General features: G+C 57.9%; 19 protein-coding genes. 12 read left to right on the top strand and 7 right to left on the bottom strand.

Going from position 1 to position 26,270, the window contains the following annotated elements; genetic code table 11:
- Positions 1-183: 183 nt before the first annotated feature.
- The 6 genes from COL8621_RS05650 (at position 184) to COL8621_RS05625 (ending at position 7,261) form a co-directional block, all read left to right on the top strand.
- A complete protein-coding gene (locus COL8621_RS05650) occupies positions 184-1,221 on the top strand; it encodes an ABC transporter ATP-binding protein (RefSeq protein ID WP_093966941.1) in 1,038 nt (345 codons plus the stop codon).
- Positions 1,211-2,266: an ABC transporter ATP-binding protein gene (locus COL8621_RS05645; protein WP_093966298.1), complete on the top strand. Its 1,056-nt coding sequence runs from the start codon at positions 1,211-1,213 to the stop codon at positions 2,264-2,266. Before COL8621_RS05650 ends, COL8621_RS05645 begins: the two co-directional genes overlap by 11 nt.
- A gap of 1 nt (position 2,267) precedes the next feature.
- On the top strand, positions 2,268-3,965 hold the full coding sequence (locus tag COL8621_RS05640; protein WP_093966297.1) for a peptide ABC transporter substrate-binding protein: 1,698 nt from the start codon (positions 2,268-2,270) through the stop codon (positions 3,963-3,965).
- Between the two features lie 81 nt (positions 3,966-4,046).
- Entirely contained in the window at positions 4,047-5,054 is a 1,008-nt protein-coding gene (locus tag COL8621_RS05635) for an ABC transporter permease (RefSeq protein ID WP_093966296.1), read from the top strand.
- Positions 5,047-5,967, top strand: a complete 921-nt coding sequence (locus tag COL8621_RS05630) for an ABC transporter permease (RefSeq protein ID WP_093966295.1) — start codon at positions 5,047-5,049, stop codon at positions 5,965-5,967. The genes COL8621_RS05635 and COL8621_RS05630 overlap by 8 nt, the downstream gene beginning before the upstream one ends.
- Positions 5,968-6,181: 214 nt before the next feature.
- Positions 6,182-7,261 carry a YeeE/YedE family protein gene (locus COL8621_RS05625; RefSeq protein WP_093966294.1) on the top strand — a complete coding sequence of 360 codons (1,080 nt, stop codon included), beginning with the start codon at positions 6,182-6,184 and terminating at the stop codon, positions 7,259-7,261.
- Here COL8621_RS05625 and COL8621_RS05620 read toward each other — a convergent pair.
- A complete protein-coding gene (locus COL8621_RS05620) occupies positions 7,197-8,480 on the bottom strand; it encodes a DUF3422 family protein (RefSeq protein WP_093966293.1) in 1,284 nt (427 codons plus the stop codon). The genes COL8621_RS05625 and COL8621_RS05620 overlap by 65 nt on opposite strands.
- Before the next feature lie 290 nt (positions 8,481-8,770).
- Between COL8621_RS05620 and COL8621_RS05615 the strand changes: the two genes are divergently transcribed.
- Positions 8,771-9,232, top strand: a complete 462-nt coding sequence (locus tag COL8621_RS05615; RefSeq protein WP_093966292.1) for a (2Fe-2S)-binding protein — start codon at positions 8,771-8,773, stop codon at positions 9,230-9,232.
- Between the two features lie 3 nt (positions 9,233-9,235).
- A complete protein-coding gene (locus COL8621_RS05610; protein WP_093966291.1) occupies positions 9,236-11,413 on the top strand; it encodes a xanthine dehydrogenase family protein molybdopterin-binding subunit in 2,178 nt (725 codons plus the stop codon).
- 192 nt (positions 11,414-11,605) lie between these two features.
- Here COL8621_RS05610 and COL8621_RS05605 read toward each other — a convergent pair whose 3' ends face one another.
- The 4 genes from COL8621_RS05605 to COL8621_RS05590 form a co-directional block, all read right to left on the bottom strand.
- On the bottom strand, positions 11,606-12,136 hold the full coding sequence (locus COL8621_RS05605; protein ID WP_141137836.1) for a hypothetical protein: 531 nt from the start codon (positions 12,134-12,136) through the stop codon (positions 11,606-11,608).
- 105 nt (positions 12,137-12,241) lie between these two features.
- Complete coding sequence (locus tag COL8621_RS05600; RefSeq protein WP_093966289.1) at positions 12,242-13,675, bottom strand: NAD(P)(+) transhydrogenase (Re/Si-specific) subunit beta; 1,434 nt, start codon at positions 13,673-13,675, stop codon at positions 12,242-12,244.
- Positions 13,676-13,688: 13 nt separating this feature from the next.
- Positions 13,689-15,260 (bottom strand): Re/Si-specific NAD(P)(+) transhydrogenase subunit alpha, encoded by a 1,572-nt coding sequence (locus COL8621_RS05595; protein WP_093966288.1) that lies wholly within the window; start codon positions 15,258-15,260, stop codon positions 13,689-13,691.
- A 126-nt stretch (positions 15,261-15,386) separates the two neighbouring features.
- Entirely contained in the window at positions 15,387-15,842 is a 456-nt protein-coding gene (locus tag COL8621_RS05590) for a methyltransferase family protein (RefSeq protein ID WP_093966940.1), read from the bottom strand.
- Between the two features lie 121 nt (positions 15,843-15,963).
- Between COL8621_RS05590 and kynU the strand changes: the two genes are divergently transcribed.
- The 3 genes from kynU to COL8621_RS05575 all read left to right on the top strand — a co-directional run bounded on the left by kynU (position 15,964) and on the right by COL8621_RS05575 (position 21,946).
- The gene (gene kynU, locus COL8621_RS05585; protein ID WP_093966287.1) at positions 15,964-17,157 is read left to right on the top strand and encodes a kynureninase; all 1,194 of its coding nucleotides are present in this window, start codon (positions 15,964-15,966) and stop codon (positions 17,155-17,157) included.
- Entirely contained in the window at positions 17,154-17,627 is a 474-nt protein-coding gene (locus COL8621_RS05580; protein WP_176438435.1) for a GNAT family N-acetyltransferase, read from the top strand. The genes kynU and COL8621_RS05580 overlap by 4 nt, the downstream gene beginning before the upstream one ends.
- Positions 17,628-17,941: 314 nt before the next feature.
- The gene (locus tag COL8621_RS05575) at positions 17,942-21,946 is read left to right on the top strand and encodes a Hint domain-containing protein (protein WP_093966285.1); all 4,005 of its coding nucleotides are present in this window, start codon (positions 17,942-17,944) and stop codon (positions 21,944-21,946) included.
- Here the strand turns inward: COL8621_RS05575 and COL8621_RS05570 are convergent.
- Together COL8621_RS05570 and COL8621_RS05565 are read right to left on the bottom strand one after the other, a co-directional pair.
- On the bottom strand, positions 21,943-22,626 hold the full coding sequence (locus tag COL8621_RS05570) for a D-lyxose/D-mannose family sugar isomerase (protein ID WP_093966284.1): 684 nt from the start codon (positions 22,624-22,626) through the stop codon (positions 21,943-21,945). The two genes, COL8621_RS05575 and COL8621_RS05570, sit on opposite strands and share 4 nt — an antisense overlap.
- Positions 22,627-22,682: 56 nt before the next feature.
- On the bottom strand, positions 22,683-23,459 hold the full coding sequence (locus COL8621_RS05565) for a gamma-glutamyl-gamma-aminobutyrate hydrolase family protein (protein ID WP_093966283.1): 777 nt from the start codon (positions 23,457-23,459) through the stop codon (positions 22,683-22,685).
- A 191-nt stretch (positions 23,460-23,650) separates the two neighbouring features.
- On the opposite strand from COL8621_RS05565, the gene pepN reads away from it, so the two are divergent.
- Entirely contained in the window at positions 23,651-26,203 is a 2,553-nt protein-coding gene (gene pepN / locus COL8621_RS05560; protein WP_093966282.1) for an aminopeptidase N, read from the top strand.
- Positions 26,204-26,270: the final 67 nt, after the last annotated feature.

Below are 26,270 nucleotides of genomic sequence, written 5' to 3'. Positions count from 1 at the left end.
ACGTCAAGCAACATCGCCTACAGATTGATCGGTTGGTCAAAAAAATTGCGTTGTCGCCCGAAAACCGACCAGTTTGAGGTTGCCGCATTCAATAATCGTGATAGAAAATTTGGAAACCCCCGGGCCACTCAACGGCCCAACAAGGTGAAAAAGAACGATAAAACAATAACTTGGGGAGATGTCATGCCCAACAAGGGTGTGCCCGTCCTTGACGTCAAGGACCTGAAAACCGTGTTTCACACTCGGTCGGGCGAAGTTCATGCAGTGAACTCAGTCAGCTTCTATTTGCGTCCAGGGGAGCTTCTGGGCGTGGTTGGTGAAAGCGGTTCTGGCAAGTCTGTAACCATGATGTCGTTGATCGGCCTGCTGCCCTCTCCGCCGGCAGAAGTGCGGGGCGGACGCGTGCTGTTTGATGGCGAAGATTTGCTAAATGTCCGCGAAGAACGGTTGCGTGAACTGCGCGGTGCCCGGATCGGCTTTGTGTTTCAGGACCCTATGACCTCTCTGAACCCTGTGTTCACGGTCGGCTATCAAATTATGGAACCGCTGCGAAAGCACATGGGAATGGACAAGCGGCAGGCCCGTGTGCGCGCCGCCGAGTTGTTGGCGCTTGTGGGCATCCCGGACGCGGACAAGCGTTTGTCAGACTACCCCCACCAGTTTTCCGGCGGTATGCGACAGCGCGTGATGATCGCCATCGCGTTGGCCTGTGATCCCGAAGTGTTGATCGCCGACGAGCCCACGACCGCGCTGGACGTCACCATTCAAGCCCAGATTCTGGAGCTGATGAAGGATCTGCGCGACAAGTTGGGCATGGCCGTCATCTGGATCACGCATGACCTAGGTGTGATCGCGGGAATCGCTGATCGTGTTATGGTGATGTATGGTGGGCAGGTCGTCGAACAGGCCCCCGTTAAAGAGCTGTTTGGAAACCCGCAGCACCCTTACACGCGGGCCTTGTTGGAAACCATTCCATCCGTGACGGGGGAACGCACCGAACGGCTGCATGTGATCGAAGGGCAGCCGCCGATCCTTGCGGCGGCTCCATCAGCCTGCACATTTCGGGCGCGGTGCGTCTATGCATCTGATCGGTGCGCCTGTGAAAACCCGCCGCGCCTGACGGTTGGTCCCGCCCATGATGCCGCTTGTTTCTGGGACCCCGCAACCGGACAGCCGCGCAATACAGAGCCGACCCACACAGGAGCGCCCAATGCTGGATGATACGCCCCGCACGCTGGTTAAGGTCCGCGACCTAAAGATGCACTTCCCTATCTTTGCTGGCCTATTCCGGCGCCGCGTTGGGGAAGTTAAGGCCGTCGATGGTGTCAGCTTCGACATTATCGAAGGCGAAACTCTTGGCCTTGTCGGGGAATCTGGCTGTGGCAAATCCACATGCGGGCGGGCCGTGCTGCGCCTTTACGATATCACCTCTGGGTCCATCAGCATTGATGGGCAAGAAATCGGCGATGCAGGCTATCAAAAGCTGCGCCCGATGCGCCCGCAGATGCAAATGGTGTTTCAAGACCCTCAGGCCAGCCTGAACCCGCGCATGACGGTGGCGCGCATCATCAGCGAACCACTGGACGAACATACAACCCTGTCAAAAGCCGAAAAGCAGGAACGCGTCTATGAATTGATGGATGCGGTCGGGTTGAACCGTGACTTTGCCAACCGCTATCCGCACGAATTTTCCGGTGGGCAACGCCAACGTATCGGCATCGCGCGGGCCTTGGCGTTGAACCCCAAGTTCATCGTCTGCGACGAACCGATCGCCGCACTGGATGTTTCCATTCAGGCGCAGGTCGTGAACCTGCTGGAAGAGCTTCAGGACAAGTTCAACCTAACCTATCTGTTTATCAGCCACGATCTGTCCATGGTCCGCCATATCGCTGATCGTGTGGCTGTGATGTATCTGGGTAAGGTCGCTGAACTTGCGCCGCGCGATGCGCTCTATTCCAAGCCCCTGCACCCTTACACCGAGGCGCTTTTGTCGGCGGTCCCAGAACCGGACCCCAACGTGGAAACCCGCAGAGAGCGGATCATTCTGCGCGGCGATGTCCCCTCGCCCGCCCATCCGCCGCAGGGGTGCAATTTTTCCACCCGCTGCCCCAAAGTGATGGACATCTGCCACCAGTCAGACCCCGACATGCAAGAGGTTGAGCCGGGCCATTTCGTTGCCTGCCACCTTTACCCCCCGACAACAAAACCGACCACCAAAAATATGGTGGCATCAGAGGCCAATAAGAGCATCCAACAAGGAGAGTGAAATGAAACTTAAGACAGTCCTATTGGGCGCTGCCGCCGCGTTTGCGCTGGCACCCCAAGCGATGGCCGAACGTGGTTCGGACGGCCAGTTGAACATTATCTATTGGCAAGCGCCGTCAATGCTGAACCCGTTCCTGTCTGGCGGCACGAAAGAGGTTGAAAGTGCGTCACTGATCCTAGAACCGCTGGTCCGTTTTGACGAAACCGGCGAGATGCAACCGTGGCTTGCCGAAGGCATCCCAACGGTCGAAAACGGCGGCGTGAACGCCGAACTGACCCAGATCACGTGGAAGCTAAAACCGGGCATTCTTTGGTCCGATGGCACACCGTTGACCGCAGCTGACGCTGTGTTCACGTGGGAATATTGCACCCACCCCGAAGGCGGCTGTGCGCAATCGTCGTATTTTGATGGCGTTGAAAGCGTTGTCGCGGTGGATGACACGACCATTCAGGTTAACTTCGCCGCTCCCAAACCATTCCCCTATACTGCTTTTGTTGGCTCCGAGAGCCCGATCATCCAAAAGGCACAGTTCGCTGACTGCCTTGGCGCGAAAGCCCCCGAATGTACCGAGGCAAACTTTGGCCCCATCGGCACTGGCCCGTTTGTCGTCACCGATTTCCGCCCGAACGACGTTGTGCAGTTCAAAGCGAACGACCTGTTCCGCGAAGCGGACAAGCCCGCCTTTGGCACCGTTCTGTTCAAAGGGGGCGGCGATGCAACAGCTGCAGCCCGTTCCGTTATGGAAACAGGCGAATTTGACTATGCGTGGAACCTGCAAATTGACCCGAACGTCCTAAGCGACATGGAAGCAAAAGGTCTGGGCAAGGTCGTCGTCGCCTTTGCAACCTCGGTCGAACGTCTGCACGTCAACCAATCCGACCCAAGCGCATCGCTTGGCGAAGGGCGCGCAACGTTGGAGCACCCTCACCCATTCCTGACGGACCCACGTATCGGCAAAGCCCTGTCTATGGCCATTGACCGTTCGTTGATCGCAGAAATCGGATACGGCGCGGGTGGTGTTCCAACCTGTAACGTGCTTCCTGCCCCTGCTCTTTATGCATCCACCGCCAATGATGACTGCCTTGTTCAGGATGTCGAAGGTGCCAAGGCCCTGCTGGACGAAGCTGGCTGGGTTCCCGGTGGCGATGGCGTGCGCGTAAAAGACGGTGTGCGCCTGTCGGTGCTATACCAAACCTCTACCAATGCTGTGCGTCAGGATACTCAGGCGCTGATCAAACAGTGGTGGTCTGATATCGGCGTCGAGACAGAGCTGAAGAACATCGACGCATCCGTCTTCTTCGGGGGTGACCCGGGCAGCCCGGACACGTTCCAGAAGTTCTTTGCCGACATCGAAATGTACACCAACAACTTCTCTGGTGTGGACCCAGAAGCCTATATGGCGAACTGGCGTTGTTCGGAAATCCCAAGCCCCAAAACACAGTGGCAAGGGTCCAACATGCAGCGTTTCTGTGAACCGGCCTATGACGCGCTGGTCGATAAGCTTTCGCAGACCGCCCCGTTGGAGGAACGCGCAGCAATCGTGAAAGAGATGAACGATATGCTGATGAAGTCCTATTCGATCATCCCACTGATCCACCGCGGCAACCCTTCGGCACATGCAAACTCGCTGGAAGGCGTACGCATGAACGACTGGGATAGCGAAATCTGGAACATCAAGGACTGGTCGCGCGCCGACTAATCCACCATCGCTTTGCGGCCCCGGATCAAGTGTCCGGGGCCGTTTTCGCACCCCATTGATCGCTGTCTAGAGGCGCCCATCATGTTCACGTATACGGTCCGCCGCTTGCTGCTTGCCATACCGACCCTTTTGATCATCAGCTTGATCATCTTCCTGTTGCTTGACCTTGCGCCGGGCGACCCAACTGCGCAGCTTCCGCTGACCATTCCGCCCGAGGTGAAAGAGAAAATTCGCCAAAGCCTTGGCTTGGGCGAGCCCATCCACGTGCGCTATTTCCTGTGGCTAAAGCAGTTCTTGGTCGCCGAGCCCCTGCACGTTTTCGACAACCTTTTCGGCACCCATTTCGCAGACGGGATGCAGCGCGTGATCTCTTGGCAGACCCGCAGCCCGGTCGCCGATATCGTTGCTCAGCGTTTGCCGCAAACCCTGTGGGTGGTGGGCATGTCTTATGTCGTGGGCGTGCTTATTGCGCTGCCGATCGGCATCATCTCTGCCTATAAACAATACAGTTGGTTCGATCAGATCGGCACGTTCATTTCGATGCTGGGCTTTTCGGTGCCAACCTTCTTTACCGGCGTTCTGTTGATCGTGATCTTCGCGGTGAACCTTGGCTGGTTCCCATCGATCTATGACACGACGCATGTGGTGGACAGTTGGGATGCCTTCGTGTTCCAGGTTCGCCAGATGATCATGCCTGTCATGGTTCTGGCCCTCTATAATGCCGCGCAGATCAGCCGGTTCATGCGCGCCTCGATGCTGGATAATCTGGGGCAGGATTACGTGCGCACCGCACGGGCCAAGGGCATGTCGGAAAAGGTTGTTGTGCTGATCCATGTGCTGCGCAATTCCATGATCCCTGTGATCACCGTTATCGCGCTTGGCGTGCCGCAGATATTTGGCGGCGCCATCATCACCGAACAAGTGTTTAAGGTGAACGGCCTTGGCCAGCTTCTGATCACTGCGATCTATGCCAACGACATCCCGATGGTGCAGACGCTGACCTTCATCTTCGCCGTGCTTATCGTTCTGTTCAACCTGATTGCCGATATCCTTTACGGCATCCTTGACCCGAGGATCCGCTATGACTGACACCGCCCCACAAATCACAGAAGAGGCGTTTCGCCGCCCGCGCAACCAGTGGTGGGATGTATGGGATCAGTTCCGCACCCACAAAGGGGCGCTTGTCGGGTTCATCATCTTCATCACGATCATGGTCGCCGTGTTGATCGGCCCTTACCTGTGGACGATCGACCCCGGCTATATCGACATCCGCGCCCGTAATCAGGGGCCGACACTTGCGCACCCGCTGGGCACCGACCAGCTGGGCCGCGATATGCTGGCCCGCATGATGGCGGGGGGCAAGGTTTCGGTGGCTGTGGGCGTGACCTCCATGGCGCTGAGCCTGATCCTTGGCACGTTGATCGGCGTTCTGGCGGGCTACTTCAAAAAGCTCGACGGGCCGTTGATGCGGTTTACCGATCTGTTCCTTGCCCTGCCCCTGCTGCCGTTACTGTTGGTCATGGTGATGCTGTTCCGCGAGGCGCTTTCATCACGCTTCGGGCCTGAAACTGGCATCTTCATCCTGATGGTCACGGCCATTGGGATCACATCGTGGATGCAAACCGCCCGCATCGTGCGCGGTGACGTTCTAGCCCTGAAAGAGCGGGAATTTGTTCTGGCCGCACGTTCCATCGGCACACCGTCTTACCGGATGATCCTGCGCCATATCCTGCCCAACGTGATGTCGCCGGTTATGGTGTCGGCAACCCTTGGCATCGCCAGCGCCATCATCACAGAAAGCTCCCTCTCTTTCCTTGGGCTTGGGTTTCCGCCGGATTTCCCAACCTGGGGGCGGTTGCTGTTTGATGCCGTGGATTACCTGAACCAATACCCAGAACGCGTGTTCTGGCCCGGTCTGGCCATTTCACTGACTGTGCTTAGCGTCAATTATATCGGGGACGGCCTGCGCGATGCGCTAGACCCCCGCATTCGCGGCCGATAAGCGCCAAACCGTAAATAAGAACCAGAACCCCCGCCGGCACAGCAGCCAAGGCGGGGGTTTTTTGTTTTTGGGGGCGCTGGGAAAATTTTCCACCCATACCATCAGCCGCAAAAAATTCGTTCCACCCACGGCCAGCCCGCACCTGCCCCCTTACCCTTGATCGGATATCTGAATCGCGCCAGATCGGGACCAACACAGTTGCAAGGATGCAGATATGTTTGAACAACTTGGCTTTGAAAACCTGACCGCCCCAGAGGTTTCCATCTGGTTTGGGCTTGCGCTTGGCGTTGCGTTCGGCGCGCTGGCCGAGGTGACGCGTTTCTGTTTTCGCCGCGCCGTGGCCGGCCCAGTGGCCGAGAGACGCTCTGCCTTGGGCGTATGGCTTGTGGCGGTTGTTGCAGCCCTGATCGGCACACAGGCCGCAGTAAGCGCGGGCCTGATCGCATTCGACGACCATCGCTTTATGGTTGCCGATCTGCCGGCCCTTGCCATCGTGATTGGTGGCCTTTTGTTTGGCGCAGGCATGGTCCTGACGCGCGGCTGTGTTTCACGCCTGACCGTTCTGACGGGCAGCGGCAACTTGCGCGCGCTTCTGGTGCTGGTGGTTTTTGCCATCGTCGCGCATGCAACGCTGAAAGGTGTGCTTGCTCCGATCCGTGTGGCGCTTGGTGGCGCCACTGTTTCACTGGGCGATACCGTGGCCTTGTCGGCGCTGCCCGGTGGCGCGTGGATCTGGACGGCGATCTTGGCGATCCCTGCCCTGCTGGTCGCCGCCCGTTCTGGTGCGTCGCGCGTTACGCTGGCGCTGGCTGTGCCGCTTGGCCTGCTGGCTGCAGCTGGGTGGGTTGGCACAGGTTACGTATTGTTTGACGACTTCGACCCTGTCGCGCTGGAAAGCCTTTCGTTCACCTCTCCCGCAGCAGACACGCTGTTCTGGGGCGTTGCCTCCACCTCTATCCCCGCGCGGTTTGGCGTTGGCCTTATAGGTGGCGTGTTGGCCGGTGCGCTGGTTGCTTCTGTCCTTGGCAGGCGGTTCCAATGGCAAAGCTTTGAAAGCCCCGCACAGACCGGGCGTTATATGGCCGGTGCGGTTCTGATGGGCGTCGGCGGCGTTCTGGCGGGTGGCTGTACGGTTGGCGCAGGCCTGTCGGGCATCCCAACGCTTAGCGTTGCAGCCCTTCTTGCGATCGTCGCAATTGCGGCGGGTGGCGTCCTGACGGACCGGGTGCTTATTCCATCCCGCGACGGATACGCCGGATCATCAGCCAAACGCCCAGCACAACCAGCGGAGTAAGCATCGCTGTAAGCAACCCCTTGCTCAGCCCCAAAGGCTCGGCAAAGGGGTACGCCACATAAGATGCAAGGCTGACCGCATAATAGCTGATCGCGACAACGCTAAGCCCTTCGACCGTTTCTTGCAGACGAAGCTGCATATCGGCGCGTTTATCCATGCTTTCCAACAAACGCTGGTTCTGCGCCGAACGATCAACATCCACCTGCGTGCGCAGCAGCTCGCCCGCGCGAATGGCACGTTCGGTCATGTTTTCCAAACGGCGCTCGGTTGATTTCACGGTGCGCATCGCCGGATCAAACCGGCGCATCATGAATTCGCGGAACGTCTGGCGCCCTTCGAACCGGTTTTCGCGCAGCACCTCGATACGTTGATGCACGATGGCCTCATAAGCACCTGTCGCGCCGAACCGGAACGACGATTGCGCCGTCATGTTTTCCAACTCTGCCGAGATCGCCAAAAGATCCTGCAGCGCATGTTCCGGCGTGTGGCCGACCTCTGTCAGGCCACCGACCAGCGATACAAGCTTAGGGTCGATTTCGCCCATCCGCGCCGATAACGCATGTGCGCGTGGCAGGCCCAGCATGGACATGGCCTTATAGGTCTCAATCTCGGTCAGGCGCTGAACGATTCGGCCCGTGCGGCGCGCGCCGGTTTCGGGGCGCACAAACAGCGCGAACCGCATGTGCCCCGCACTGTCGATCCGAAAATCAGAGGCCATCACCGCGCTGTCGTCCAACACGCTGGAACACGCCAAGCTTTCCGGCACAAACCAATCGTTCAACCTGCGCACAATATCTTCGCCGGGTTCGCGCAACTGCTCCATCCGGACAAGGGCTGAGGTGATGCGTTTTCCCGGTGCCTTTTCCAGCCAGTCTTCCGGAAATACATCAAAGGCGTTGGGGTCAAACGGTCGATCCGCAACGCCGTTGCTGAAGATCGTGTAAGTCACAAATTCCGTGTGGCTTTCCCATTTCAGCTTGTGCCGTCCGATTGGCCCAAAATAGTGGGTCGCGCCCGGTTGCGGGTGTTGCGCGCCGAAACGGTCCAACAGATCCAGCAGATGCGCGTGATCCGCCGCGCGGTCACGGTTGGCGGCATCATGAGGCTGCTTGATGGCAAGGTATGCCGCGTGACATGGCGTTTCCAACGCCGGAAACGGGCGGGCATGCAATTCGTTTGCCAGCTGGTAACGCAGCGGGTGATCTTCAATAGGGCTCATATCACTTGCCTGTATAATCTCCGCCCTTGGTAACGGATTGGCTATGCATTTAAAAGAAAAAACACAATGAAACCCGCAACTTAGCGGTACACCATTGTGTGCAGAAATTTTAATGTGCAGCCATGCACATTGCTTTGGCAATCCGTGAAGCTATACTTACCCTAGGCGAACAGGGAATATTTGCCTTACCGACCCCACATATTCGGTCACTCACTTGTACCCAAGTCGTAGTGCAAGCCGTTCGTAATGAACGGCTTTTCCAGCATTCGAACAGGAAACGGGAGACCCCCATGACAATCGAACTGTCCATCAACGGCAAAACGCGAAGCGTCGAGGCCGCCCCCGGCACGCCCCTATTATGGGTGATCCGGGATGAGTTGAACCTGACCGGAACGAAATTTGGCTGCGGCGTTGCGTCCTGCGGTGCGTGCACCGTTCACATGGATGGCACGCCCGTCCGGTCGTGCCAGACCTATATCGAAGATGTCGAAGGCGCCGAAATCACAACCATCGAAGCAATCGAAGGCAAAGCCGCCGCCGCGGTTCAGGCTGCATGGCGCGAACTGGATGTTGTTCAGTGCGGTTACTGCCAATCGGGCCAGATCATGCAGGCCGTCGGTCTATTGACCGAAACGCCGAAACCAACCGACGAAGACATCGATGGCTACATGGCGGGCAACGCCTGCCGCTGCGCAACCTACCAACGCATTCGCGCGGCCATCCATGTCGCCGCCGAAAAGATGGAGGCTTAAGCAATGACTGTTCAAACAACACGTCGTGGCTTCCTTGCCGGCGGTCTGGCGGCGGGCGCGGCCCTTGTCGTCGGCTTCACCCCAAAAGGCGCACTTGCAGCCGGACACGGCGGGGCAGAGATCAACCCGTTCGTAAAAGTGGATGCCGATGGCACGCTGACGGTTGTGCTAAAGCATTTTGAAATGGGCCAAGGCACCACCACCGGGCTGACAACACTTGTCGCCGAAGAAATGGACGCCGACTGGGATGCCGTCGCCATCGAATTCGCCCCCGCCGATGACAGCAAATACGCCAACCTGTTCTTTGGCGGCCAAGGCACGGGCGGCTCTACCGCAATTGCGAACTCGTTCATGCAATACCGTCAGGCTGGCGCGGCTGCGCGGGCCGTTCTGGTTGCGGCTGCGGCCAAGCAATGGGGTGTGGCTGAAAGCGACATTACCCTTGAAAAAGGCATGCTGAAATCGGGCGACAAGACCGGGCACTATGGCGAATTCGCCGCTGCCGCTGCTGAAATGACACCCCCCGCAGAACCCGTTCTAAAGGACGCATCTGCCTTTAACCTGATCGGCGACGCCCGTCTGCCCCGCAAAGACAGCGCGGCCAAAACCGATGGCACCGCCACCTTCGCAATCGACGTGCGCCTGCCCGATATGGTCTACGCCGTGCTGCTGCGTTCGCCGAAATTCGGCGGCAAGCTGACCAGCTTTGATGCGTCCGCGGCGGCAGATATTCAAGGTTTCGTCGATGCCCGCGCGATTGCCAACGGCGCTGGGGTTGCGGTTTATGGGACATCCACATGGGCCGCGATCAGTGCCCGCGATGCCATCACGGCTGAATGGGATTTCTCTGCCGCCGAAACACGCTCCACCCCGGATATCGAGGCAGAGCACATCGCCCTTCTTGATACCCCAACGTACGAGGCGCGCCCAGGCGCAACCCTTGCCGACAGCACGGCCGCATTAGAAGGCGCCGCGCAAGTGGTCGAGGCCGACTTCCTTCTCCCCCACCTCGCCCACGCCCCGATGGAGCCTCTGAACTGCACCATCGAGGCAACTGAAAACGGCGTCCGCGTACATGACGGTTGCCAGTTCCCCACCCTAACCCGCCCCTTCGTTGCGGGAACATTGGGGCTGGACCCATCGCAGGTCGAAATCGTGACTGTTTACGCCGGTGGCTCGTTCGGGCGCCGCGCCAACACCGTGTCTGACTATCACGTAGAGGCCGCGCTGGTGTTCGATGCCCTTGGCCGCGAACGCCCTGTGAAACTGGTCTGGACCCGCGAAGATGACCTTGCCGGTGGGTTCTATCGCCCGATGGCGGCACACCGCGCCAAGATCGGCATTGACGGGGATGGTAATATCACCGGGTGGGATCACCGCGTCGCGGCACAGCCGATCTTCAAGGGCACGCCCTTCGAAGCGGTCATTGTGCATGACGGGGTTGATCACGGCTCTGTCGAAGGGATTGCCGATACGCCCTATAACATCCCGGCGTTTTCGGTTGGCCTCAGCGACTGGACTTCGCCCATGCCGGTGCTCTGGTGGCGCTCTGTTGGGCACAGCCACACAGCGTTCGTTAAGGAAAGCCTGATCGACATGGCGGCAACTGCGGCGGGGCGTGACCCGATCGAGTTCCGCCTTTCCCTGCTGGGCGACGATACCAACGCCGACCACAAACGCCTACGTGGCGTGCTGGAACTGGTGGCCGAAAAGTCCGGCTGGGGCGGCGACCTTCCCGAAGGGCGCGGACGCGGAGTCGCGGTGCACAAGTCGTTCAACACCTACGTCGCCGAAGTGATCGAGGTTTCGACCAACGATGGCGCGGTGAAGATCGAAAAGGTCACCTGTGCCGTGGACTGCGGCGTCGCGGTGAACCCTGATGTGATCAAAGCTCAGATGGAAGGCGGCGTCGGCTATGCCCTTGGCCACGTGATGCGCAACCAAATCACGATGACCGACGGCGTGGTGGATCAGGCCAACTTCCCTGACTACGAACCGCTGCGCATCTATGACATCGGATCAATCGACGTGCATCTCGTTCCCTCGACCGAGGCACCAACCGGCGTCGGCGAACCCGGCGTTCCACCGGCGGGCCCCGCCCTAGCCAACGCAATTGCTGCGGCAACGGGAACGCGGGTGACGAAGCTGCCAATGTGGGAAAACGGCATCGAATTCGCCTGATCCGTTCTTCCCCCTATGACAAACGCGCCCGGCCACACCGGGCGCGTTTTTTGTGCGACATCAAGACAAAGCGCCAATCGCACGCAGTGCCAGAAGGCGTGGTGCGGAACGCACCTCAATCAGATCACGCCCCCAACAAAACAAAACGCCCGCCAAAAAGGCGGGCGTCTTTTTCATCGGTGGTCAGAAAATCTATTCAATCCGAAGCAGTTTCCTCCAACGTTTCCGGCCACTGGACAAAGTCCAGCTTTCCTCTTGCAGGACATTATATTTGCCGAATGTCACAAGATATTCGTATTTCTCGCTGGTTTTCTGTTCTGACCAGAAATAGCGATACGAACTACCTTCTTTGACCAGACTGGTTTGGTACATCCCGTTATACTTAGGGTTTCCATTGTATCGATAGGTGCAGCTTCCAACCACACGCTCGCAGTTCATTGGCGTATACTTAACGGTACCCCCGCTTTTATATCGCGTTTTCACCCTGTGGCCGTCACTATTGTAATAATGGGTGCGGGGAGAGTTGTAGCCATCCCACTTTTCCGAAACGATGTAGAATTTCCCGGACTTACCCTTATAGGTTTGAACCCATGTCTCGTTCTGCGAATTCTTATAGTACAGCTTTGCACCGACAGGCATCTTGTCAAACTGAATACCTAGATTTTGCGCAGACACCATAGATGCCGCAAACAAAAGGCAAATGCCCAAAATTACTGATCGCATAAATTTCTCCTAAAGCGTTACAGCCTCAGGGATATCTTTGGTGTCAAAAAAATTGAAGCCCCACCAAATGGCGGGGCTTCAATTTCTCTATAGTGTGACGTCAGATCAATCGATCATCGCAAGCAGCTTGTTCACCGACTCTTTCGCGTCGCCATAGAACATGCGCGTGTTCTCTTTATAGAACAGCGGGTTCTCGATACCGGAATACCCGGTGCCCTGACCACGTTTGGAAACGAACACCTGCTTGGCTTTCCAGCATTCCAGAACCGGCATACCCGCGATAGGGCTGTTCGGATCTTCCTGCGCCGCAGGGTTTACGATGTCGTTGGATCCGATAACGATCACAACATCCGTTTCCGGGAAGTCGTCGTTGATCTCGTCCATTTCCAACACGATGTCGTAAGGTACCCGCGCTTCGGCCAACAGTACGTTCATGTGGCCCGGCAGACGCCCGGCAACAGGGTGAATGGCGAAACGAACGTTCTTACCCTTGTCGCGCAGACGCTTTGTCAGTTCGGAAACTGCCTGCTGTGCTTGGGCAACCGCCATGCCGTAACCGGGGATGATGACAACGCTGTCCGCGTCATTCAACGCGGCGGCAACGCCGTCAGCTTCAATCGCAACCTGCTCACCCTCGACTTCCATCGCCGGGCCAGTGGTACCGCCGAAGCCGCCCAAGATCACGCTGACGAACGACCGGTTCATCGCCTTACACATGATGTAAGACAGGATCGCACCAGACGAACCAACCAGCGCGCCAACAACGATCAGAAGGTCGTTGCCAAGGCTGAAACCAATCGCTGCCGCTGCCCAACCCGAATAAGAGTTCAGCATCGAAACAACCACTGGCATGTCCGCCCCACCGATCCCCATGATCAGGTGATAACCGATAAACAGTGCTGCCAACGTCATCAGGAACAGCGGGAAGAAACCGCCGGTGTTGCAGTACCAGATCAAGCAGATCACCGACAGGATCGCCGCACCCGCGTTCAGCATATGACCACCCGGCAGCTTGGTCGCGGACGAGGTAACCTTACCCGCCAGCTTGCCATAAGCGATGACCGAACCGGTGAACGTGACTGCACCAATAAAGACGCCAAGGAACAGCTCGACCCGCAGGATCGCCAGTTCGACAGGCTCTTTCTTGGCGATCAACGCCGCGAAACCGTCCAACGCTTTGCGCGCCGTGTCATCCATGCCCGCAACGCGGCCCATTTCGATGTGTGCGATAAAGCCCACAAACACAGCCGCCAGACCAACAAGGGAGTGCATGGCAGCAACCAGCTGCGGCATCTCTGTCATCTGAACGCGCTTGGCGACCATGAAACCGATGGCACCACCTGCCGCGATCAGAATAACCGATAGCAGCCACAGCCCGGAACCCGGCCCGATAAGCGTTGCAAACACTGCCAGCGCCATGCCGACGATGCCGTACCATACTGCCCGCTTCGCGCTTTCCTGCCCCGAAAGGCCGCCAAGCGAAAGGATGAAGAGGACCGCCGCGACCACATAGGCCGCTGTTGTAAATCCGTAATCCATTGTCCCCTACCCCTTACGATTTCTGGAACATGGCGAGCATGCGCCGTGTCACGAGGAAGCCGCCAAAGATGTTGATCCCGGTCATAAAGACCGACAGCGCGGCAAGGAGGATCACCAGGAACGAGCCAGAGCCGATTTGCATCAGCGCGCCCAGAATGATGATCGACGAAATCGCGTTGGTGACCGCCATCAGTGGCGTGTGCAGGCTGTGGCTGACGTTCCAGATCACCTGGAAACCGACAAAGACCGACAGAACAAACACGATGAAGTGCTGCATGAAGCTGGCCGGGGCAACCAGACCAACCGCCAAAAGCAGCAAACCACCAGCAGCCAAAAGACCAACCTGAGTTTTCGTCTGCTTTTGGAAAGCAGCCGCTTCTTCGGCCTTAATCTCTTCCGGTGTCTTTTCCTTCACCTTTTCCTTTGGCTTGGCTGCGATTGCAGCAACCTTGGGCGGTGGTGGTGGGAACGTGATTTCACCTTCGTATGTCACGGTCGCGCCGCGGATCACGTCATCTTCCATGTTGTGATTAACTTGACCGTCTTTCTCAGGGGTCAGGTCGCTCATCATGTGGCGGATGTTGTTACCGTAAAGCGTAGAGGCTTGTGCGGCCATCCGGCTTGGGAAATCGGTGTAACCAACGACGGTAACCCCATTTTCCGAAACGATTTTTTCGTCTTTGACCGTCAGGTCACAGTTGCCGCCTTTTTCAGCAGCAAGGTCAACCACAACCGAACCCGGCTTCATCGCGGCGACCATATCTTCAAGCCACAGCTTGGGCGCGTCGCGGCCCGGGATCAGGGCGGTGGTGATGACGATATCCATATCGGGGGCAAGCTCGCGGAATTTCTCCAGCTGCTTTTCCCGGAACTCTGGGCTGGATGGGGCTGCATAGCCGCCCGTCGCCGCGCCGTCTTGTGCCTGCTCTTCAAAGTCGAGGAACACAAATTCCGCGCCCATCGATTCAATCTGTTCGGCCACTTCGGGGCGAACATCGAACGCATAGGTGATCGCGCCAAGCGACGTTGCGGTACCAATCGCGGCCAGACCGGCAACACCGGCGCCAACAACCAGAACCTTCGCGGGCGGAACTTTACCAGCCGCAGTTACCTGCCCGGTGAAGAACCGGCCAAAATTGTTACCCGCTTCGATAACGGCGCGGTAACCGGCAATGTTTGCCATGGATGACAGCGCATCCATTTTCTGCGCACGGCTGATACGCGGCACCATATCCATGGCGATCACGTTGGCGCCTTTGGATTTGCACAGCTCCATCATCTTTTCGTTCTGGGCGGGCCAGAAGAAAGAGATCAGCGTTTGGCCCTTGGTCAAGCGTTTTGCTTCGGTCTCGTTTGGTTCGCGAACCTTGACGACAACGTCAGCAGCCTTCCACAGCGCGGCAGGTGTTTTGATCACCTCAACCCCGGCGGCTTCGTAAGCTGCGTCTGAGAACCCAGCAAGAGCCCCCGCGCCTGCCTCGATCGCACATTCATACCCCAGCTTTTGCAGCTGAAGGGCGCTTTCGGGGGTCATCGCAACGCGTGCTTCCCCCTCAAATACTTCCTTCGGTGCCCCGATTTTCACGTCTTAAATCCCTCTCTATCGCGCCTGCCGCTACACTTGGCACAAACAGACGCCGGACTAATACCATTGCGTAAGATTATTTCACAAGCACATCTGTTGCTTTTCCTAATTGTGCGGCGACGCGTCTCACAACCAACGTCGAACGCGCGACGCGTATGCATCGAACGCCTCGCCGAACTCTTCACGTATTCGCATTTCTTCACCTTTGATAAATCGGCGATGGATCACCGCCATGAATACCGGAACCAGCACCACACTTAGAACGGCATCCCAACGCAGGATCAGACCGCCCAACACCATGGCATCCGCTAAGTAGATCGGGTTGCGTGTCAGCCGATAGATACCAGTTCGTATTAGTGTGCGGGGTGTCCGGCGCGGGATGACGCTTGTTCGGTTTCCGAAAAATTGAAGAATTGCGGACACCGCGATCAGCACGCCCGCGCCAACCAATGCGGTTCCAACCCAATCGGCCCATTTCCCAAAGCTGAACGCCGGAAGCAGCCGCGACTGCCCCCATGCGGTGACGCCAAAAAAGGCCAACCAGATAGGTGGCAAATCAAGCCACTTCAGCAGAAACCGCATTTCTTCCCCGATACGCCAGTAATTACAGCCGTCCCGCCAGATCATCGCGGGGTGAAAGACGATTGCAACCCCTACGTTAAACAGTAGCGTAGGATTTCACGAAAAGACCAAAGGCAACTGGATGAGCGATTTCAAAGCAACTAAGGCGATGTTCCACCTTCCCGAAGGCGTTATCTATCTGGATGGAAACTCGCTTGGCCCCTTGCCCAAGGCGACCGCCCAGCGGGTAAGCCAAACCGTCACCCAAGAATGGGGGGAGCTGCTGATCACCGGCTGGAACAAGGCCGGCTGGATGGAGCAGCCGATGAGGTTGGGCAACCGCATCGCAAAGCTGATCGGCGCACCGGACGGCAGCGTGGTCTTGGGCGATACGCTTTCTATTAAGGTCTATCAGGCGGTCGCCTCTGCAATAGAGATGCGGCCAGATCGTAAGGTGATCTTGTCCGACAGCGGGAACTTTCCATCCGACCTTTATATGGCGGACGGGTTGGTGCGCACGCTTGGCGATGGCTATTCGCTCAAGGTCGTTGCCCCAGCAGATGTCGCCGCGCATCTGACCGATGAAGTCGCCGTACTGATGCTGACCGAAGTGGATTACCGCACGGGCCGGATGCACGACATGGCCGCGCTTAGCCGACAGGCCCGCGATGTGGGCGCGATCACGGTCTGGGATTTGGCCCATTCCGCTGGCGCTATCCCGGTTGACGTGGCGGGCTGTGACGTGGATTTCGCGGTGGGCTGCACTTATAAATACCTGAACTCTGGCCCGGGCAGCCCGGCATTCATCTATGTTGCGCCGCGTCACGCTGACACCGCGCGCCCTGCCCTGTCTGGTTGGCTGGGCCACGAAGCGCCATTTGCCTTCGATCCAGATTACCGTCCCGGCACCGGGGTTGAACGGATGCGCGTCGGCACACCGCCCGTTTTGCAGATGGCCGCCCTAGAGGCCGCGCTAGACGTCTGGGACATGGTCGATATTGCCGATGTGCGCGCGCGCTCAATTGAACTGTCGCAGCTTTTCATCGAAATAATTGATGAGCGCTGCCCCGACTTGCCCCTTGCCTCCCCACCGGATGCTGCGCGGCGCGGCAGCCAAGTCTCGTTTCATTTCGAAGACGGATATGCCGTGGTGCAGGCCCTTATCGCGCGCGGTGTCATCGGGGATTTTCGCGCGCCTGACATCATGCGGTTTGGGTTCACGCCGCTGTATATTGATGAACAAGACGTCGCGCAGGCGGCAAACCATCTGTGCGACGTGATCGAACAGCGCCTATGGGACCACCCCGAATTCAAGAAGCGCGCCAAAGTCACATGACCCCTCCGACCATCCGCAAAGGCAAGCCGGGCGACGGACCAGCCGCATATGCATTGTTTTATCAAGCCGTGCACAAAGGCGCGGCCGCGTTCTATGAACCAAAGGAACGCGCAGCTTGGGCCCCGCCGTGTCCCGCCCCCGATTGGGAGGCCCGGTTACTATCCGGTCACTGCATTATTGGCGAAGATGATAGCGCTGACATGATCGGGTTCATGACGCTGGGCAAAGATGGCTATCTGGATTTCGCCTATGTCGCCCCGGCATGGATGGGCAAAGGCGTCGCAACCGCGATTTACGACGAAATTGAACGGATCGCGCGGCGCGAAAACATGGCCATTTTATCAACAGAAGCAAGCTATCTGGCGCAACGTTTCCTGACCCGAAACGGTTGGCAAACAGACGCGCGTCAGAACGTGATTCGTTCAAGCACCACCATTACCAACTTCCGCATGTCCAAGGCATTACCATAGGTTGAAAAATCTTAACCCCCTACTATTAAACGATCTTTTTTTGAGCGCTTGCCTTATTTCTGCCACATTGTTACCTTCGAAACGCCTCAGCCGACCCCTTCCCCGGTCAAGATCAGCAATTAGTTTGATCACTGTGGAAGAGGGGGTGAGGTTCTTAAACACCGCACCTTAATAGGTTCCGTTTAGGCGGGATGGGGAAGCAGACAGCGAAATTGCTGTTGAGGCACGGTTCGTAGGACATCGACGCAGGCCACGCAGTGGTCTGGCCTTGATCCGGCCGCTCAACAGCCAGCCTTGAGCGAGCGGTATAGAGTATGCCTACTTACGACGTAAAATTTTACGCAGATAACCCTGCTAACATCCTGACGACAGCTCAGGGGAGCACGTTCACTTGGTCCGGCGCAACAACCGCGACCGGCACAGCCACCATCTTGGATGAAGAAAACGGCATCCAAGGCAAGACGCTGGATGACGATAGCAACGGTGGCGAAACAGCAAGCGCAACAAATGTTCAGATCAACGGGCTTACCTCTGGCTCCTCCCCCGTGGATGCAGAGATTGTCTGGACTGTCCGTGACACCGTCACCGGTGAAATCTTTCAAATCGTCCAGCTGGACGTAGAACAGCAAGGCGCAGCCGGACAATATACCCTGTCCGAAGTTCCGCTGGTGTTCGGCCGCGAATATCAAGTCCTGAACCACAACAGCAACCCCAACGCGGCAAACGCGGCTGAATCCAACTTCCGCTACGACGATCACATCCAGAATTTCGCAAACGAAGACTTCGCGCGCGTCGTTGAAGGCACGTCCGAAGGCGAAAGCATCACCTCTGGCTATCTTGGCGATCCACAAGGCGACGCGCCCGACGATAACGGCGGCGGTGGCCCAGACGGCTATGATGACATCATCGACGGTTTCGCAGGCGATGACACCATTGCGGGCGGTGCTGGCGCAGACCTCATTTTTGGTGGCGAAGATAAGGACACGATCAGCGGCGGCGCTGGCAACGACACCATTTATGGTGACGGCCCAGAAGCTACGGCTGTTCAAGAAAGCCTTAACTGGTCGAAAATCGCAGGCGACGGTTTCAATCTTTCGCAGGGCCTGACCCAAGACACCGGCACGATGAATGTGTCGGTTTCGTTCCAAAGCACTGGCGACAACGCCCCGGAATACGCAGTTGAATCAACTGACACCGCTTATGTCAGCGGCAGTGATCCGATGGACCCCAAATCGAACCTTCGCCTTTTCGGGCGGGGTCAGGGCGACACATCGAAAACCACGATCGACTTCTCGGCAAGCACCGGCAGCGGTATGTCGAGCGAAGTGGAAAACGTTCAATTCCGCATCAACGACATTGACTGGGGTGATCAGAACCACCGTGATGTCGTTACCGTAAAGGCCTATGACGACGAAGGTAATGCTGTTGAAGTAACCATTACCCCGGGTGCTGGTGACACGCTTTCTGGCGATGCGAATTCGGGCTATACCGTTACGGCCGACAACACCAGCCAGGCTCAGTCAGACGCTGCGGGTTCTGCGTTGGTCCAGATCGCGGGCCCCGTATCGAAAATCGAGATCATCTATAGCAACCCGCTGGCACCTAGTGGCGGTTTTCCGGGCGAACACGCCCTGTGGGTCAGTGACATCTATTTTGATGCCACCCCGATGACTGGCGACGCGGACATCATTGATGGCGGCGCGGGTGATGACGCCATGTTTGGCGGTGACGGAGCTGACACATTTACCTTTAGCGACGGTTTCGGCAATGACACCGTCGAAGGTGGCGAAGGCGGCACCGATTACGATACGCTTGATTTCTCTAACCTTACCGCGGCTGTCTCAGGCACCTATTCAGGGGATGAGGCCGCAACGATAAGCGATGGCACCAGCAGTGTCAGCTTCACCGAAGTTGAGCATCTGGTATTGACCGCGCAGAACGACACGATCGATGCATCCGCTGACAGCGTCGGCGTGGATATCGACGCTGGCGCGGGTAACGACACGATCACCGGTGGGTCGGGCGACGATGTTATTCGCGGCGACGTCGGGGGTGAACCCGCGTGGTCCTACACGGCCTATGACTATGACTTCACCGACGCCAACGGCCAAGCCTTCGACATGGAAAATGGCACCGTGTCGGGCACTGGAACGACAGACAGTTTCGACGTTGCATCGCTGATCCATGAGACGCGCGGCACGGCGGGCGACCCCAACGACTTTGGTATTCTGCTGACGTCGACCATCGCCCCTAACGAAACGGGTACTTACAGCTTTGATCTGACATCGGACGATGGTTCGACGCTTCAGATTTTTGATGCCGATGGCAATCCTGTTGCTGTGGTGAACGGCGACGGCACTGTCACCACATATCTGAACAACGACTATCACCAAGGTGAAACAACCCGGTCGGGCGAGGTCACGCTGGAAGCGGGCCAAGTTTACACGATCGAAGTTCGCTATTGGGAAAACGGTGGCGGCAACGTTCTTAAGGGCACCGTCACGGGCCCCTCTGGCACGACCGAGGATCTGGCAACCAGTTCGCTGTTGCTGCCTGCCGAAACTGCGTCTGGCAACGACATCATTAATGGTGGCGCTGGAAACGACCTGATCTATGGCCAAGGCGGCGATGATACGATCAACGGCGGCACCGGCGATGACATAATCAACGCTGGCGACGGCGCGGATACGATTGTCCTGACAGATAATTACGGCACCGACACGGTTATCGGTGGCGAAGGCGGAACGGACACCGACACGCTGGACATGTCCGCCCTAACTGCAGGCGTCACAGGTACGTATTCTGGCGACGAAGAAGGTAGCGTCACACAAGGCACGAACACGGTCAGCTTCTCTGAAGTCGAAGTTCTTGACCTGACCGACCATGACGACGTGATTGATGCCTCTGCTGATACCTTAGGCACGACGATCAACGCCGGTGGCGGCGATGATGTGATCACCGGCGGCACCGGAAACGATGTCATCGATGGTGGCACGGGCGACGATATTCTTGATGGCGGCGCAGGTAATGACACCCTTTGGGGCGGCGACGGTGCTGACACCCTTACCGGTGGCGAGGGCGTAAACTCGCTGAACGGCGGTGCGGGCAACGATACGTTTATCGCTGGCGCAGGCGCTGACACGTTCAATGCGGGCTCGGGCCAAGATACAGTCGACTATAGCGCATCAACAGGCCCCGTTTCGGTTGACTTGGGTGCTGGCACATATGCCGGTGGCGACGCTGCGAACGACAGTGGTTCGGGTGTCGACGGTCTTATCGGTTCTGCCTTTGACGATACGCTTATCGGTTTTGATGGCGAAAGCACGACACCGGGTTCCGAATACACCAACATCTTTTACGGCGGGGAAGGTAACGACCTTCTGGACGGTAAAGGTGGCGCCGACGAACTTTATGGCGACGCGGGCAACGATACGATTATCGGCGGCACCGGTGCTGACACGCTGGGCGGTGGCATTGGCAACGACACCCTGCACGTCGCCGAAGGCGATACAGCAACTGGTGGCGACGGCGACGATCTGTTCCTGCTAAGCGATCTGGGCGAAGCCGGGGCCGCAGACATCACGATCGTCGGCGGCGAAGGTGACGAAACCGCAGGCGATACGCTTGATTTCCAAGGCCTAATTGGGTTTGGCGACGTTACCTATACCAACACGGATGACAGCGCGGGCGGCCTAAGCGGTTTTGCCACGATGGCTGACGGTTCGGTCGTCAACTTCTCTGAGATTGAGAATGTTATCATCTGCTTTGCCACAGGCACACGCATCCTGACGCCTTATGGTGAACGGGCTGTCGAAAGCCTGAAGCAGGGCGATTTGGTCATCACGGCGGACAACGGCCTTCAGCCGATCCGTTGGGTCGGCAAACGCGAAGTTCCGGCTGTCGGCAAATTGGCCCCTATCCGTATTCGCAAGAACGTGCTGGGCAACGACCGCGACCTGCTGGTTTCCCCACAGCACCGGATGTTGCGCACTGGTTTCGACACAGAGCTTTTGTTTGGCCAGAACGAAGTGCTGATCCCAGCGGTTCACATGCTGAACGGCACCGATGTTATGCGCGAAGAAGGCGGCACCGTGACCTATGTTCACCTGCTGTTTGACCACCACGAGGTCATCTTTGCAGAAGGTGCAGCAAGCGAAAGCTATCATCCCGGCCACGTTGGTCTGGACGGTATCCTTGACCCAGCCCGCGAAGAGCTGTTCCGCGTCTTTCCGGAACTGCGCAGCGATATCGGGTCTTACGGCCCGACCTCGCGCCTATGCTTGAAAAAGCACGAAGCGCGGGCGCTAACCGCGGCTTAAAGAAGCTTTTCGTAATCCGAAACAAGAAGGTGAAGGGGGGGCACATCCTCCTCCACCTCGGCGAAGCGACCGATGGGATCGCGGAAGATGTTGTCGGTCATATCGTCGTTGACCGTCGACACCTCGCCGACCAGAACGTCGCCACCTTCGCCCCAGAAAGCATGCCAATCACCCGGCATAAGGGTCACGCTTTCGCCCGGTGCTAGTTTCAGAACCTCGCCGGGTGCGAACGCGCGTTCAATACCATCGCACACCACTGTACCACCCGCGCTTTCATCAAACCCGCCCTGCCCGTCAGCGCCGTAAAGCTGAACAGCCAGCGTAGCGCCGCCGCGGTTGATGATATCTTCGGCTTTGATGACATGGGTGTGCATCGGGCTAAGCTGATCTTGCCGTGAAATCAGCAGCTTTTCAGCGTAACACATGCCCTGCCCGCGCTTCAGATCGTCAAGCTGGCCATTGCGCAGCGTGAACAGGAACAGGCCGGTTTTGTCAAAATCACCCTCACCATAGTCGGTGATGTCCCACCCCATCCGCGCGTCGATCACCCGCGAAAGCTGCGCCTTGCGGGCGCGCATCTCATCCGGTGTGAAATAGGCGAACGGTGGCAGAGTGAATGAAAACGAGCGGATAAACTCATCCGCCGAGGCCATGATCTGATTGATGCGCGAACGTTTCATGTGGCACCTCCTGCGCGCAACATGGCGCGAAGTTGCGGGACAGTAAATGCCGCCCGTCAGGCCGTTTTCAAAACCGGGGCCCGATGCCCATCAGCCCACGCCTTAACCGCGACGCCGAAAGCTTCGAACAAGGGGCGCGAAACCGGGTCGCATGCGGCGTTATATTCAGGGTGCCACTGAACCGACAACGTAAAGCCGGGTGCGTCTTTGACATAGATCGCCTCGGGCGTTCCGTCGGGGGCAAAACCATCAATCACGATGCGCGTACCGGGCGTCTTGATCCCCTGCCCGTGCAGCGTGTTGGTCATCACTTCACGCGCGCCGAACAACTTTTCAAACGGGCCGCCGTCGGTGAACTCAACAACGTGGCGCAGTGCAAACTTTTCTTCCAACGTTCCGTCGGGCGGCATCCGGTGGTTCATGCGCCCTGGCAGATCGCGGATTTCGGGGTAAAGCGTGCCGCCCATCGCCACGTTCACTTCTTGAAAGCCGCGGCAAATTCCAAGGAACGGTTGGCCGCGTTCAACCAATGCCCGGATCAGCGGCAAGGTGATCGCGTCGCGGGCGCGATCGAATGCGCCGTGCGCCTCTGTTGGGTCTTCACCGTATTCTTCTGGGTGGACGTTGGGGCGGCCGCCCGTGAACAGAAAGCCGTCGCAAACCTCCAGCAACTCATCGACCGCGACATAGGCAGGATCAGCCGGGATTAGCAGCGGTATCGCATTGGACACCTGTGCAATCGCTTCGGAGTTCATCGTACCGCCCGCATGGGTCGGATAGCTGTCGTTGATCAAGTGGTGGTTGCCGATAATGCCGACAATTGGGCGCGCCATGTCCGTCCTCTTTCTTCGTCACACTAACAGTATAGGCAATATTTGAACACGTGAAGAGCACCAATGCGCACATTGACTGTGCCAAACAGGCACCCCCAGCGACGTGTGTGCGCCACCTTGTACCCCCTGACGGCTGGCCCTAAGTTTACCGCCGTCACACACAATCCAATTTGCCCAAAGGATTCCCCGCGATGAGCAGCGACACAGCCAAGGCCATTCACCTGTCTGACTATACCCCGTTTGGCTGGCAGATCTCGCAGGTTGAATTGACGTTTCAACTTGCCCCCAAGGCAACGCGCGTCACCTCTAAGATCTCATTCGTGCCCAACGCGGACGCCCCTTCGCAGGAATTCTTTCTGCACGGCGAACAGGTGAAACTGATCTGGGCCAAGATTGATGGGGAAACTGTCACGCCTACCCTCTCGGAAACCGGCCTGACCTGCGACGTGCCTCAAGGCGCGTTCATTTGGGAGGCAGAGGTCGAAATCGCCCCCGAAGGCAACACCGCGCTGGAGGGCCTTTATATGTCAAACGGCATGTACTGCACCCAGTGCGAGGCCGAAGGTTTTCGCAAGATCACCTTCTATCCTGACCGCCCCGATGTCATGGCCCCGTTCACCGTCCGGGTCGAAGGCGACCTGCCCGTCCTTCTGTCAAACGGCAACCCGTCAGCCCAAGGTGACGGCTGGGCAGAATGGACCGACCCATGGCCCAAGCCTGCCTATCTGTTCGCACTGGTCGCTGGACAGTTGGAAGCGTTTTCCGACAGCTTCACGACCGCGTCTGGTAAGCATGTTGACCTCAACATCTGGGTACGCCCTGGCGACGTTGAAAAATGCGACTATGCGATGGACGCCCTGAAACGGTCGATGAAATGGGACGAAGACGTCTATGGCCGCGAATACGATCTGGACGTGTTTAACATCGTCGCCGTGGATGATTTCAACATGGGCGCGATGGAGAATAAGGGGCTGAATATCTTCAACTCCCGCTATGTGCTTGCCTCGCCCGAAACAGCCACGGATTTGGATTATGCCCGGATCGAAGCGATCATCGCGCATGAATATTTCCATAACTGGACAGGCAACCGCATCACCTGCCGCGACTGGTTCCAGCTGTGCCTTAAGGAAGGGCTGACCGTGTATCGCGATCAGCAATTTTCGGGCGACATGCGCAGCCACGCGGTCAAGCGGATCGAAGATGTCTTGATGCTGCGCGCCCGTCAGTTCCGCGAAGATAATGGCCCGCTGGCCCACCCCGTGCGCCCCGAAAGCTATGTCGAGATCAACAATTTCTATACCGCGACCGTCTATGAAAAAGGCGCCGAGGTGATTGGCATGCTGAAGCAGCTTGTCGGCGATGACAGCTATGCCAAGGCGCTGGATCTGTACTTTGACCGCCACGACGGCGACGCCGCCACCATCGAAGACTGGATCAAGGTTTTTGAAGATGCCACAGGGCGCGACCTTGGCCAGTTCAAACGCTGGTATTCGCAGGCCGGCACACCGCGGCTGGACGTGTCGGATGACTTCAACGACGGCACCTATACCCTTTCGTTCAAACAAAAAACGCCCGCGACCCCGGGGCAGGATCAGAAAGAGCCGCAGGTTATTCCCATCGCCGTGGGTCTGCTGAACCCGAACGGGGACGAGGTGCAGCCCACCACCGTTCTAGAAATGACCGACGCCGAGCAAAGCTTTACCTTCACCGGCCTGTCCACGCGTCCCGTCCCATCGATCCTGCGGGGCTTTTCCGCGCCCGTCATCCTGAACCGCGATACCAGCGCCGATGAACGCGCGTTCCTTTTGGCCCATGATACCGACCCCTTTAACAAGTGGGAGGCTGGCCGCGCCCTGGCCAAAGACGTGCTGATGCGGATGGTCAGCGAAAACACCGAACCGTCGGCAGCTTATCTGGATGCGCTGCGGGCAGTTGCCGTTGATGAGACACTGGACCCGGCGTTCCGCGCCTTGGCGATGGGCCTTCCGTCGCAGGATGATATCGCGCAGTCGCTGTTTGACAGCGGCGTTACACCTGACCCTGACGCGATCTATCGTGCCGCCAAGCGCCTGAAACGCGCGGCTGCACAGCACCTGTTGGCAGACCTTCCCAACCTCTACGGCCAGATGGCCTGCCCCGGCCCCTATTCGCCTGACGCAAAGGATGCAGGGCGCCGTGCGTTGCGCGAAACCGTTCTGTCATTGCTGTCGGAAACGGATGGCGGCGCGCAGGCCGCTGTGCAATTCGCAGCTGCCGACAACATGAGCGATCAGCTTAGTGCCTTCGCAAGCCTGCTGTCGGTCGGCGCGGGCGACGATGCTGTCGCGTCTTTCTATGACCAGTGGAAGGATGACCGGCTTGTCATCGACAAGTGGTTCTCGCTTCAGGTTTCATATGCCGCGCCGGAAAAGACTGCGGCTTTGGCCAGCGAACTGACCACGCATAAGGATTTCGATTGGAAGAACCCGAACCGGTTCCGGTCTGTTATCGGTGCGCTGTCGATGAACGCGGCGGGTTTCCATGACCCAAGTGGGGCCTCTTATACCTTCCTTGCGGACTGGCTGATCAAACTGGACGGCGCGAACCCGCAAACCGCTGCGCGTATGTCCACCGCGTTTGAAACGTGGCGGCGGTATGATGCAGACCGTCAAGGCATGATCCGGGCACAGCTTGAACGCATCGCCGCACAGGGCGGTCTGTCGCGGGATATGGGCGAAATGGTTGGGCGAATGTTGGGCTCCTAACCCGCACAAAATGTTGGCATGACTCCGCCGGTGCGGCGTCATGCCCAAAAAATGGACTCGCCAAAAA

The sequence above is a fragment of the Actibacterium lipolyticum genome, assembly GCF_900184935.1.
In the GTDB taxonomy this organism is placed as follows: domain Bacteria; phylum Pseudomonadota; class Alphaproteobacteria; order Rhodobacterales; family Rhodobacteraceae; genus Actibacterium_A; species Actibacterium_A lipolyticum.
Note: the sequence above shows the minus strand (reverse complement) of the source record. Positions and strands in the feature narration are given on the sequence as shown.